The following is an 11,974-nucleotide window of genomic DNA, read 5'->3' on the forward strand; positions in this document are numbered from 1 at the left end:
GGTGGGGGGGCGGGGCTAGAAGCGGGCCGGTTCGCGGTAGGTGCCCCACTCGGCTCGCAGGGCGTCGCAGATCTCGCCGAGCGTGGCCTCGGCGCGGACGGCGTCGAGCATGGCGGGGATCATGTTCTGATCGGTGCGGCTGACGTCGACCATCCGGGCCACCGCCGCGCGGACCGCGTCCTCGTCCCGGGCGCTCTTGCGCTCGGCGAGCACCCGGCGCTGCTCCAGCTCCACCTCGTGCGAGATGCGCAGGATCTCCAGCTCCTTGGCGACGGTGCCGGTGTGGCAGTTGACGCCGACGATCTTCTTGTCGCCCTTCTCCAGGGCCTGCTGGTAGACGAAGGCCGACTCGGCGATGTGGCCGGTGAACCAGCCGTCCTCGATGCCGCGCAGGATGCCCGAGGTCATCGGGCCGATCTGGTGCGGCCCCTCCCCGCCGAGCTGACGGATCCGGGCGAAGATCTCCTCCGCCTCGGCCTCGATCTTGTCGGTGAGCGCCTCGACGTACCAGGAGCCACCGAGCGGGTCGGCCACGTTGACCACGCCGGTCTCCTCCATCAGCACCTGCTGCGTGCGCAGGGCGATCTCGGCCGACTCGTCGGTGGGCAGCGCCAGGGTCTCGTCCAGCGCGTTGGTGTGCAGCGAGTTGGTGCCGCCGAGGACCGCGGCGAGCGCCTCCACGGCCGTCCGTACGACGTTGTTGACCGGCTGCTGCGCGGTCAGCGACACCCCGGCGGTCTGCGTGTGAAAGCGCAGCCACAGCGCCTTCTCACTGGTCGCGCCGTACACGTCGCGGAGCCAGCGGGCCCAGATCCGGCGGGCGGCGCGGAACTTGGCGATCTCCTCGAAGAAGTCGACGTGCGAGTCGAAGAAGAAGCTCAACCCCGGCGCGAACACGTTCACGTCGAGCCCGCGCGACAGCCCCAGTTCGACGTAGCCGAAGCCGTCGGCGAGGGTGTACGCCAGCTCCTGCGCGGCGGTCGAGCCGGCCTCGCGGATGTGGTAGCCGGAGACCGACAGCGGCTTGTAGCGCGGGATCTCGGCCGCGCAGAACTCCATCAGGTCGCCGATCAGGCGCAGGTGCGGCTCGGGGTCGAACAGCCACTCCTTCTGCGCGATGTACTCCTTGAAGATGTCGGTCTGCAGGGTGCCGTCCAGCGTGGACAGGTCGGCGCCCTGCCGCTCGGCGGCGACCAGGTACATGCAGAACACCGGCACGGCCGGGCCGGAGATCGTCATCGAGGTGGTGACACCGGCCAGGTCGATGCCGTCGAAGAGCGCCTCCATGTCGGTGGCGGTGTCGATGGCGACACCGCAGTGCCCGACCTCGCCGAGCGACTGCGGGTCGTCCGAGTCGCGACCCATCAGCGTCGGCATGTCGAACGCGACCGAGAGGCCGCCGCCGCCGGCACCGAGGATCATCTTGTACCGCTGGTTGGTCTGCTGGGCGTTGCCGAAGCCGGCGAACTGCCGGATCGTCCAGGTCCGACCGCGATAGCCGGTGGGATACAGACCCCGGGTGTACGGATACTCGCCCGGCCAGCCGATGCGCTCGAAACCCGGGTAGGAGGCGCCCTCGGGCGGCCCGTAGACCGGGTCGACCGGCATCCCGGAGAGCGTGGTGAAGTCGGCGTCACGCTTGCGCGCGGAGTCGTACCGGGCCTGCCAGCGTGCCCGTCCGGCGGCGATCTCGTCGGCGTCCATGCGCAGGGCTCCTCCTCGGTTCGTCGACTGGCACACCGAGTGTAGAGCCCTGGCCTGAACGATCGCTAAGTCAGCTGGTACCGGTGGGTAACCAGGTCAGAGCGTGGGAGCCGCGGGGCCACCCATCGCCACGTCGTCGACCCGGATGTTGACCTCGTCGACCCGCAGCCCGTACGCCTCGACAGCCGCCGTCACTTGGGCGCGCACCTCGCCGGTGATCTCCGGCACCGGGCGACCGCCCTCGATCACCAGCACCAGGTTGATCACGGCGGCGTCCCCCGTCAGATAGGCGGAGCAGCCCCGTCGAGCGTCGCCCAACTGGTCCAGCCCGACCCGGTCGAACACCACGTTGAAGAACCGGGCGACATCCCCGCCCAGCTCGACCACGCCGGGCACCGCCCTGGCCGCGGCGACGGCGATCTTCTCGACCACCTCGTCCGCGACCTTCGTCGTCCCGCCGACCATCGTCGATGCCATCGACAGCTCCTGCGTCACCTCGTGGTCCACCACCGCTCCCCTTCCTCGCGTCACCGCGCCGAGACACCACCCGGCCTCCACCTCGGTGGGGCGGTGCGAGCCTACAAGCCCGACGTGCCATCGGAGTGTCGTCGATGGATGCGACGCCCGACCGCTACGCCTCAGGCTCCGGCCGCCCCGGGCTGGTTCAGCTCGATGTCGTCCACAGTGACGTTGACCTGGGTGACCGTCAGGCCGTACTTCTCCACCGCCTCGATCACGGCGGCCCGCACGGCCTCGGTCACATCCGCGACGACGTGCCCGGCGTCGATCACCAGGACCACGTTGATGACGGCCGATCCACCCTTCACCTCGGCCGAGACACCCCGAGTGGCGTCGCCCACCTCGTCCAGGCCGACCTTGTCCAGCACACTGTTGAAGAACCGGGCCACGTCACCACCGAGATCGGCGACACCAGGCACCGCACGGGCGGCGGTTCCGGCGATCTTCTCCACGACCTCGTCGGAAACCGTCGTGATGCCCCGCGCCGCACCCGTCGCGGGCGGCACCGTACCGGCGTTCTCCACCGCGTCCGTCATGATCACATCTCCCCTGGTGCGACCCATGTGGACCGACCGTCTTGTCAGCCCGCCGCGGGCCGGCCTCGCTGCCGGCCACGCGCCGCGAGCCTACTAAAACCGGAGCGACCCTCGCTTCCGGGCGCGCAGCGCGCCGCCGAGGGACCACACAGGCTGATCTTGGCGACTAGGCTGCCGATCGAAACGTCCACGTTGGACCCCTTAGGCACCATGATTGAGGTCTGTTCAATGCGCAGGAAGTTGTTGAGTTTCGCCACGGCGGTCACCCTGTCGGTCAGCGCGCTGCTGGGCGCGGCCAGCCCGGCCCAGGCGGCAGAGTCGCCCAGCGCCCTCTGCGGGTCCGGGTACTACGTGATCGACAGCCACGGGCTGCCCGGCGCGACGGTGTACCTGCTCTACAAGTCCAACGGCTACAACTGCGTGGTCACCATCAAGACCGCGGACCGGGGCAAGGCCACCATGGTCGGCGCATACCTGATCCTGTCGAACGATCTGGGCGCCTTCGACGAGGACCCCTACAAGTACTACGCGGGGCCGGTGCGGGCCGCGGCCGCCGGAAAGTGCATCCAGTTCGGCGGATCCAGCCGGGGCACCGTGTGGACCAGTCCCTGGGGCCACTGCGGCTAGCACCCAGCTGACGCGGGGCCGTCGCCGGTGATCGGCGTCGGCCCCGTCGCGTTACCGGCTCAGGAGCCCAGTTGGGCGAGCAGTTCGTCCGCCGCCGCGTACGGGTCGATGGCGCCCTCGGCGACCTTGGCGGCGAGCGTGCTCAACTCCGTACCGTCGCGCAGGGAACCGATCCTGGCGCGCAGCGTGCCGAGCGCGATGGCCTCGACCTCGGCGGCGGCCCGCGCCTCCTGCCGGCGGCGCAGCTCGCCGTGCTCGACCAGCCAACCACGATGCTTGTCGAGGGCGGCGGCGATGTCGTCGATGCCCTCGCCGCGGGCCGCGATCGAGCGGACCACCTGCGGCCGCCACTGCCCCGGCCCGCGCTCGCCCAGCGCGATCATGCCCTGGATGTCGCGGACGGTGGCGTCGGCGCCGTCCCGGTCGGCCTTGTTGACCACGAACACGTCGGCGATCTCCAGGATGCCGGCCTTGACGGCCTGGATGGCGTCGCCCATGCCCGGCGCGAGCAGTACCAGCGTGGTGTCGGCCAGCGAGGCGACCTCCACCTCGGCCTGCCCGACGCCGACGGTCTCCACCAGCACCACGTCGCAGCCGGCGCCCTCCAGCACCCGGACCGCCTGCGGCGTCGCCGCCGCCAACCCGCCGAGGTGGCCCCGGCTGGACATCGACCGGATGTAGACGCCCGGGTCGGTGGCGTGGTCCTGCATCCGCACCCGGTCGCCGAGGATCGCCCCGCCGGTGAACGGGCTGGACGGGTCGACCGCCAGCACACCCACCCGGTGGCCGCGCGCCCGCAGCGCCCGGACCAGCTCGTTGGTGGTGGTCGACTTGCCCACCCCGGGCGAGCCGGTCAGCCCGACCACCTGGGCCTGCCCGGCATACGGCGCCAGCGCGGCGGCGATCTCCGGCAGCAGCGGATCGCCGTTCTCCACCAGGGTGATCAGGCGGGCCACCGCCCGCGGGTCACCGGCGCGGGCCCGCTCGACCAGCAGCGGCACGTCCCGGCTGCGGCGCACCGAGCCGGTGCCCGCCGTCGGGACGTTCTCTACCGCTTCGCTCACCGTGTCATCCTCGTTCACGACCGCGGGACCCACGGAACCGACGCACTGCTCACCGGTCGACCGCTGCGCTTCCCGGAACGTGGATGATCAGCGCGTCGCCCTGACCGCCGCCGCCGCAGAGCGCCGCCGCGCCGGTGCCGCCACCGCGCCGCTTGAGCTCCAGGGCGAGAGTGAGGACGAGACGCGCGCCGGACATGCCGATCGGGTGCCCGAGGGCGATCGCGCCGCCGTTGACGTTGACCTTGTCCGGGCTGATCCCGAGGTCACGGGTGGACTGGATGCCGACCTGCGCGAAGGCCTCGTTGATCTCGATGAGGTCGAGGTCCTCGACGCTCAGGCCGCCCTTCTTGAGGGCGTGGTTGATCGCGTTGGACGGCTGCGAGTGCAGCGAGTTGTCCGGGCCGGCCACGTTGCCGTGCGCGCCGACCTCGGCCAGCCAGGTCAGACCCAGCTCCTTGGCCTTGGCCTTGCTCATCACGACCACCGCGGCGGCGCCGTCGGAGATCGGCGAGGAGCTGCCGGCGGTGATGGTGCCGTCCTTGGTGAAGGCGGGGCGCAGCTTGGCCAGCGACTCGACGGTGGTGTCCGGCCGGATGCCCTCGTCGTCGCTGATCACCAGCGGGTCGCCCTTGCGCTGCGGGATCAGCACCGGGGTGATCTCCTCGGCGAAGTGGCCGTTCTTCTGCGCGGCGGCGGCCCGCTGGTGGCTCGTCGCGGCGAAGGCGTCCTGCTCCTCACGGCTGATGCCGTGCCGGCTGCCGAGCCGCTCGGTCGACTCGCCCATCGAGCAGCAGTCCCAGGCGTCGCTGAGCCCGTCGTGCGCCATGTGGTCCTTGACCACCACGTCGCCGTACTTGTAGCCGGTGCGCTGGCCCATCAGCAGGTGCGGGGCGTTGGTCATCGACTCCATGCCGCCGGCCACCACGATGTCGAACTCGCCGGCCCGGATGAGCTGGTCGGCGAGGGCGATCGCGTCCAGGCCGGACAGGCAGACCTTGTTGATGGTCAACGCGGGCACGGACATCGGTACGCCGGCCTCGACCGCCGCCTGTCGGGCCGGGATCTGACCGGCGCCGGCCTGGAGCACCTGACCCATGATCACGTACTGGACCTGGTCGGGGCTGACACCCGCCCGCTCCAGGGCGGCCTTGATGGCGATCCCGCCGAGCTTGGTGGCCGGGAGGTCCTTGAGGTTGCCCAGCAGCCGCCCCATGGGGGTACGCGCGCCGCTGACGATCACCGAAGCCATGCCTGCCTCCGAGGGGGGTGCCGTGCTGTACGCCTGAACGATGGTTCGGCCAGACTAACGCCATGACAGAGAACTCCCCCGTCGAGCCCGGTGCGGACTACGTCACAGACATCGGACTTCGCAAGATCGACCATGTGGGCATCGCCGTCGCGGACCTGGACGCGGCGATCGACTTCTACCAGCGGACCTTCGGGATGCGCTGCGTACACGTCGAGACCAACGCGGAGCAGGGCGTACGGGAAGCGATGCTGGCCGTCGGACCGACCACCGAGGGCGGCTGCGTGCAGTTGCTCGCCCCGCTCAGCCCGGAGTCGACGATCGCGAAGTTCCTGGACCGCAACGGGCCGGGCGTGCAGCAGGTCGCCTACACCGTGGCGGACATCGACGTGGCCTGCGCGGCGCTGCGCGAGCGGGGGATGCGGCTGCTCTACGACGAGCCGCGGCGCGGCACCGCGGACAGCCGGATCAACTTCGTCCACCCGAAGGACGCCGGCGGCGTCCTCGTCGAACTCGTCCAACCCGCCCCCTGAAACCCACCCCTCCCGCCCTTGCTGCCTTGGTGGTGATCAAGAGGTTCGCGTCAGTTCCCGGCCTCGATCTGACGCCAATCTCTTGATCACCGGGAGAACGGGGTGGGTGGCGCGCGGGGGTGCGTGGTTTTCGCGCTGGTCGGGCACCTTCACGCATCGGCGGATGCAGTTTTTCACAGAGGACTTCCGGCTTTAGCTACCGTTCAGTAACGTCCCGGCCCACAGGAGCGCGGCCGGTGCCGGATGTGTCGAATGCCGACATGGCGGTCGCGTCCCACCGGCGCCGACGATGGCAGCACCCGGGCCCGCGCGGGTGCGGGACGAACCGGAGGTCACCGTGCAGGACATCCTCGAAGCGATCATGGCGGCGGAGGAATCGAACGACCCGGACCGGGAACTGGCCGGCGTCGCCGGACTGCCCGTACCGGAGAGTTACCGAGGCGTGGTCGTCCGCGCCGAGGAGTCCCGGATGTTCGACGGCATGTCCACCCGGGACAAGGACCCCCGCAAGGCGCTGCACGTGCAGGAGGTGCCGACCCCGGAACTCGGGCCGGGCGAGGCGCTGATCGCCGTGATGGCCAGCGCGATCAACTACAACACGGTGTGGACCAGCATCTTCGAGCCGGTGTCCACCTTCCGCTTCCTCGAGCGCTACGGCCGCGTCTCCGAGCTGACCCGCCGGCACGACCTGCCGTACCACGTTGTCGGTTCGGACGCGGCCGGGGTGGTGCTGCGTACCGGGCCGGGGGTGACCCGCTGGGCGGCCGGCGACGAGGTCGTCGCGCACTGCCTCTCGGTCGAGCTGGAGGACGCCGCCGGGCACGACGACACGATGCTCGACCCGCAGCAGCGGATCTGGGGGTTCGAGACCAACTTCGGTGGGCTGGCCGAGCTCGCCGTGGTCAAGGCCAACCAGCTCATGCCCAAGCCGCGCCACCTGAGCTGGGAGGAGGCGGCCAGCCCGGGACTTGTCAACTCGACCGCGTACCGGCAGCTGGTCTCCCACCACGGCGCCAACATGAAGCAGGGCGACGTGGTGCTGATCTGGGGCGCGTCCGGTGGCCTCGGCGGGTACGCCACCCAGATGGCCCTCAACGGTGGCGCGATCCCGGTCTGCGTCGTCTCCTCCCCGGAGAAGGCCGAACTGTGCCGCAGCATGGGCGCGGAACTGGTCATCGACCGGGCCGCCGAGGGATTCCGGTTCTGGAAGGACGAGGAGACCCAGGACCCGGACGAGTGGCGGCGGTTCGGTGAGCGGATCCGCGAGCTGACCGGCGGCGAGGACCCGGACATCGTCTTCGAGCACCCCGGTCGGGAGACGTTCGGCGCGAGCGTCTACGTGGCCCGCCGCGGCGGCACCATCGTCACCTGCGCGTCCACCAGCGGGTTCCAGCACCAGTACGACAACCGCTACCTCTGGATGCACCTCAAGCGGATCGTGGGCAGCCACTTCGCCAACTACCACGAGGCGTGGCAGGCCAACCGGTTGGTCGCGCTCGGCAAGGTGCACCCCACGGTGTCCCGCACCTACTCACTGGAGCAGACCGGTCAGGCCGCGTACGAGGTGCACCGCAACGCGCACCAGGGCAAGGTCGGGGTGCGCTGCCTCGCGCCGTCGGACGGACTGGGTGTCCGCGACGGGGAGCTGCGGGCCCGGCACGAGGCGGCGATCAACCGGTTCCGGGGGCACTGAGCGGCACACCGGCCGGACGGATGAGCAGCCGATGGCCAATGCGGTGATCCGGCATTGTTCTTCCACCCCCATTAGCCCGAACCCATCCGGCTCGAACAAAGGGCCACGGGGCACAACCCCGTGGCCCTTTTTCACGTCACGCTCCGTGGCCTCAACCCGGCCCCGGAGCTGCCAAGATCGCCGATTGGTCCAACCCCGACGGCCAGGGCAGTTGACCATGTAAAGAGGAGACGAAAGCTGCGTACCGCTCTTGCGAAGCACCCTGGGGCGTCTGCCAGTATGTCCCAATGCCCCAGCAGCAGTCCTCCCCTCTCGCGTTCTTCGATAACGCGAACTCGCAGCCAGATTTCACCGTTGGCCTGCGCGGATACAACACTCACCAGGTCGATGACTTCATCGGCCGGATGACCGCCGCGCTGACCCAGTCCGAGCAGGCCCGTGCCGAGGCCGAGCAGCGGATGAACGACGCCCAGCGTCGTCTCCGGCAGGCCGAGCAGCGCATGAGTGCGCTGGAGCAGAAGCTCACCGACACCAACAAGCAGCTCGAAGAGAACAGCCGGCCCACCCTCTCCGGGCTCGGCACCCGTGTCGAGCAGATCCTCCGGCTCGCCGAGGAGCAGGCCAACGACCACCGCAACGAGGCCAAGCGCGAGTCGGAGGGCATCCTCTCCGCCGCCCGCCTCGAGGCACGGGAGATCACCGACAAGGCCCGTGCCGAGGCCGCGGCGATGAAGGCCACCGCCGAGCGCGAGGCGGGCAACCTGCGTACCGCCGCCGAGCGGGAGGCCGCCGAGGTCCGGGTGCAGGCCCGCCGCGAGGCCGACACGCTGCGCGCCGACGCCGACCGCGAGACCAAGCAGCTGCGGACGGTCACGGCACACGAGGTGGCGGAGCTGAAGTCGACCGTCGAGCGGGAGGTCGCCACGCTGCGCGCCACCGCCGAGCGGGAGATCACCCAGCAGCGGGCCAAGGCCGCCCGCGAGGCCGAGGAGAAGCGCGCCGAGGCCACCAAGCTGCTGACCGACGCGCGGGACAAGCGCGACAAGGACCTCCAGGCTCTGGAGCTGCAACTCGCCGAGCGGCGCGAGAAGGCCGAGCGCGAGGAGTCCGAGCGGCACGCCGCCCAGGTGGCGCAGACCCAGAAGATGGTCAGCGAGGCCGAGCAGCGCGCCCGCGCCGCCCAGGAGCGCGCCAAGGAGATCGAGCAGCGCGCCGAGGCCCGTCGGGTCGAGTCGGAGCGCAACGCCGCCGAGACCGTCGACAAGGCCAAGGCGCAGTCCGACAAGATGCTCAACGAGGCCAAGGCCGAGTCGCAGCGCCTGCTCACCGAGGCCCGCACCGAGGCCGAGCTGACCACCCAGGCCGCCCGCCGCGAGGTCGAGGACCTCACCCGGCAGAAGGACGCGGTCACCTCGCAGCTCGGGCAGATGCTCTCCGGGCTCGCCGGCATCGTGCCCGGCGTTCCCGCGTCGTCGCCCGCCGCGGCGACGAAGTCGGAGACGAAGAAGACCGACGGCGCGCAGGAGCGGGTCACCGCGGAGACCGCCGGCTGACGCGAGGGCGTCAGGTCGGGGCATCGACGGCGCGAGGTGACACCGGGTAACCGGTGTGACCTCGCGCCGTGTGCGTCTCACAACCCCTTGGTGTGGCGCCCTCGCCACGGAGTGAAGTAGGTCCCACAAGGGGCGTCCGTATCGCCCCAGCCGCGGGCGATGCGTGTGAGGATGGGGGCATGTCGCACGGCGAGGAACTGTTCGCTCTCGGCGGGGATGTGACCACGGAGCCCAGCTTCGAGTCCGCTCTGCGGGGGTACGAGAAGAAACAGGTTGACCGGTACGTCGCGCGTGCTGAGCACGAGATCGCGGCCCTCGCCGCCGAACGGGAACAGGCCTATACACAGATCCACAAGCTCGCCGGCCAGGTCGAGGTGCTGCAACGGGATCTGACCCAGGTCCGCAAGCAGATGAACGTGGTCGACCGGGCCTCCTTCCGGCACCTGGGCCCCCGGGTCGAGTCGATCCTCACCCTCGCCGAGGAGCAGGCCGAGCAGATCCTGTCCGCGGCCAACGAGGAGATCGACGCCCGCCGGGCCGCCGCCGAGCACATCATCGAGGAAGCCCGCGAGCAGGCCGACCGGGCATTGAAGGACTTCGAGATCGCCCTCGCCGCCCGTCGGCAGGAGGAGGAGCGGCACACCGCCGCCCGTCGCGCGGAGGCGGACGCGACGCTCCGCTCGGCCAAGGACGAGTCGGCGAAGCTGCGCAAGGCGGCCCAGGACGAGCTGACCAAGGCTCAGCAGGAGGCCACCCAGCTCCGGGACACCGCCAAGGAGATCCACACCCGGGCCCAGCAGGAGGCCACCAAGCTGCGCGAGGAGGCCCGCGAGGCGCTGGCCACCGCCCGCCAGGAGGCGGCGGAGCTGCGCGAGGCGGCGAAGGAAGTGCACGTCAAGGCGCAGCAGGAGGCCAAGCGGCTCACCGACACCGCGACCGAGGCGGGCCGGGCGACCCACGCCAAGGCCCAGCAGGAGGCCAAGCAGATCATCGACGACGCGTCGATGGCCGGCCGGGCCACCCGGGCCAAGGCCCAGCAGGAGGCGGAGCGGATCACCACGCAGGCCACCGAGGCGGCCAAGCGCAGCCGGGCGGAGACCGAGGCGTACGTGCAGCGCATGCGCAGCGAGACCGAGGCGTACGTGCAGCAGTCCCGGGCGCAGACGCAGCAGGAGCTCGGCGCCTGGCGGGCCGGCGTGGAGCAGGAGGTCAACTCCCGGCGGGAGGCGGCCGATCGGGAGCTGGCCCAGCAACGGTCCACCGCCGAGCAGGAGTTCGCCAAGCGCCGCGACGAACTCGACAAGCAGCACGAGTCCCGCCAGCAGGAGCTGGAGTCGGGCTGGACCGCGCGCCGCGACGAGCTGGAGACCGAGTACACCACCCGCAAGAACGAGATCGAGCAGGGCGCGGACGCGATCCGCCAGGCGGCCGAGACGGACGCGGCGGCCCTGCGCCAGCGCGCCGAGACCGAGGCCGCCGAGATGCTGAGCCGCGCCGAGACCGAGGCGGGCGACAAGCGGCGCAAGGCCGACGAGCACGTCGCGGCCTCGCGCCGCCAGTTCGAGGAGTACGCGGCCACCACCCAGCAGCACCTCGCGACCACGCAGCAGCACCTGGCGGCGACGCAGCAGGAGGCGGCGGCGGGCCGGCAGCAGCTCGCCCAGGTGATGTTGGAGATCGCGCAGGCCCAGCAGCAGCTCGCCGACCTGCGGCAGGAGACCTGGAAGGCCCGGCAGGAGTTCGACGAGACCGAGCGGCAGATGGCCGAGCTGCGGCTGCACAGCATCACCGGCCCGATCGACGGTCCGACGGCACCGACGGCCGGCAGTCGCCCCGACGCGCCGGTCACCGCAACGGCGACCGCGACGGCGGACGGCGGGACCGGTCCAGCCGGCGGCGACGGATCAGACGCGCCGGCCGAGCCCGCGACCGTGGCCGCCGGCGGCGGGAGCGGCCCGGGTGACGGCGCCGGTGTCGCCGGTAGCGATGCGGCCGGCGGCGGTGCGGACGGTAGCGGCGCGGCCGGCGGCGGTGCGGACGGTAGCGGCGCGGCCGGTGGTCTCAAGGCGGCGCCCGCTGACGTTCGGCAACCGGCGACCGCCAACGCCGACGAGGACGGGCAGCCCACCACTCGACCGGTGGCCGAGCCGGTGACCACGGTCGACGGTGGCACGGCCAGCGCCGGGGTGGACGGCGAGCCGACCGTGGCCGCCGTACCCGGGGAGGGCGGCCGGGGCGCCAAGCCAACCAAGATCACCAGTACCGGCGAGAACGGCAAGCGCCCCACCAAGCCGACCACCGACGAGCGCAGCGCCAAGCCCAGCAAGGTCACCATCGAGAAGGACTGACGGCACGCCTCCGACACGACATCGCTGATATCGGGCTGTCCCACTGCCTCGGACACCCCGATATCGGGGATCTCGGGTGGACCATTGCCGTTCCTCGGCAGAGGGTGGGTCGCTGAGCGGCCGGCGACACGAGTGGAGCACCATTGACGGT

The 11,974-nt window shown here is 71.1% G+C and carries 10 protein-coding genes; 5 read left to right on the forward strand and 5 right to left on the reverse strand.

Annotated elements, in window-relative coordinates; genetic code table 11:
* Nucleotides 1–15: 15 nt before the first annotated feature.
* The 3 genes from ACN263_RS24270 to ACN263_RS24280 all read right to left on the reverse strand — a co-directional run bounded on the left by ACN263_RS24270 (nt 16) and on the right by ACN263_RS24280 (nt 2,759).
* The gene (locus ACN263_RS24270; protein ID WP_422736622.1) at nt 16–1,704 is read right to left on the reverse strand and encodes an acyl-CoA mutase large subunit family protein; all 1,689 of its coding nucleotides are present in this window, start codon (nt 1,702–1,704) and stop codon (nt 16–18) included.
* A gap of 96 nt (nt 1,705–1,800) precedes the next feature.
* Complete coding sequence (locus ACN263_RS24275) at nt 1,801–2,211, reverse strand: Asp23/Gls24 family envelope stress response protein (protein WP_422736623.1); 411 nt, start codon at nt 2,209–2,211, stop codon at nt 1,801–1,803.
* A gap of 131 nt (nt 2,212–2,342) precedes the next feature.
* Complete coding sequence (locus ACN263_RS24280; RefSeq protein WP_422736624.1) at nt 2,343–2,759, reverse strand: Asp23/Gls24 family envelope stress response protein; 417 nt, start codon at nt 2,757–2,759, stop codon at nt 2,343–2,345.
* 228 nt (nt 2,760–2,987) lie between these two features.
* Between ACN263_RS24280 and ACN263_RS24285 the strand changes: the two genes are divergently transcribed.
* Nucleotides 2,988–3,386, forward strand: coding sequence for a hypothetical protein (locus ACN263_RS24285; RefSeq protein WP_422736625.1), 399 nt, complete (start codon nt 2,988–2,990; stop codon nt 3,384–3,386).
* A 59-nt stretch (nt 3,387–3,445) separates the two neighbouring features.
* Here the strand turns inward: ACN263_RS24285 and meaB are convergent, their stop codons facing one another.
* Together meaB and ACN263_RS24295 are read right to left on the reverse strand one after the other, a co-directional pair.
* A complete protein-coding gene (meaB, locus tag ACN263_RS24290; protein WP_422736626.1) occupies nt 3,446–4,450 on the reverse strand; it encodes a methylmalonyl Co-A mutase-associated GTPase MeaB in 1,005 nt (334 codons plus the stop codon).
* Between the two features lie 49 nt (nt 4,451–4,499).
* Nucleotides 4,500–5,699 carry an acetyl-CoA C-acetyltransferase gene (locus ACN263_RS24295; RefSeq protein ID WP_422736627.1) on the reverse strand — a complete coding sequence of 400 codons (1,200 nt, stop codon included), beginning with the start codon at nt 5,697–5,699 and terminating at the stop codon, nt 4,500–4,502.
* A 62-nt stretch (nt 5,700–5,761) separates the two neighbouring features.
* On the opposite strand from ACN263_RS24295, the gene mce reads away from it, so the two are divergent.
* The 4 genes from mce (at nt 5,762) to ACN263_RS24315 (ending at nt 11,823) form a co-directional block, all read left to right on the forward strand.
* Entirely contained in the window at nt 5,762–6,229 is a 468-nt protein-coding gene (gene mce / locus ACN263_RS24300) for a methylmalonyl-CoA epimerase (RefSeq protein ID WP_422736628.1), read from the forward strand.
* Nucleotides 6,230–6,566: 337 nt separating this feature from the next.
* Nucleotides 6,567–7,922, forward strand: a complete 1,356-nt coding sequence (gene ccrA, locus ACN263_RS24305) for a crotonyl-CoA carboxylase/reductase (protein WP_422740807.1) — start codon at nt 6,567–6,569, stop codon at nt 7,920–7,922.
* Nucleotides 7,923–8,209: 287 nt separating this feature from the next.
* Nucleotides 8,210–9,475, forward strand: coding sequence for a cell division protein DivIVA (locus ACN263_RS24310; protein ID WP_422736629.1), 1,266 nt, complete (start codon nt 8,210–8,212; stop codon nt 9,473–9,475).
* A gap of 179 nt (nt 9,476–9,654) precedes the next feature.
* Nucleotides 9,655–11,823 carry a hypothetical protein gene (locus ACN263_RS24315; RefSeq protein ID WP_422736630.1) on the forward strand — a complete coding sequence of 723 codons (2,169 nt, stop codon included), beginning with the start codon at nt 9,655–9,657 and terminating at the stop codon, nt 11,821–11,823.
* Nucleotides 11,824–11,974: the final 151 nt, after the last annotated feature.

Origin of the sequence: Micromonospora sp. WMMD729 (assembly GCF_049315225.1) — a bacterium.
Taxonomy (GTDB): Bacteria; Actinomycetota; Actinomycetes; order Mycobacteriales; family Micromonosporaceae; genus Micromonospora.

Bases quoted from the DNA above. Each gene is read 5' to 3' on its own strand.
- ACN263_RS24270 (WP_422736622.1), bottom strand. From the start codon at position 1,704: ATGGACGCCGACGAGATCGCCGCCGGACGGGCACGCTGGCAGGCCCGG.
- ACN263_RS24295 (WP_422736627.1), bottom strand. From the start codon at position 5,699: ATGGCTTCGGTGATCGTCAGCGGCGCGCGTACCCCCATGGGGCGGCTG.
- ACN263_RS24285 (WP_422736625.1), top strand. From the start codon at position 2,988: ATGCGCAGGAAGTTGTTGAGTTTCGCCACGGCGGTCACCCTGTCGGTC.
- ACN263_RS24310 (WP_422736629.1), top strand. From the start codon at position 8,210: ATGCCCCAGCAGCAGTCCTCCCCTCTCGCGTTCTTCGATAACGCGAAC.
- ACN263_RS24315 (WP_422736630.1), top strand. From the start codon at position 9,655: ATGTCGCACGGCGAGGAACTGTTCGCTCTCGGCGGGGATGTGACCACG.
- ACN263_RS24280 (WP_422736624.1), bottom strand. From the start codon at position 2,759: ATGACGGACGCGGTGGAGAACGCCGGTACGGTGCCGCCCGCGACGGGT.
- mce (WP_422736628.1), top strand. From the start codon at position 5,762: ATGACAGAGAACTCCCCCGTCGAGCCCGGTGCGGACTACGTCACAGAC.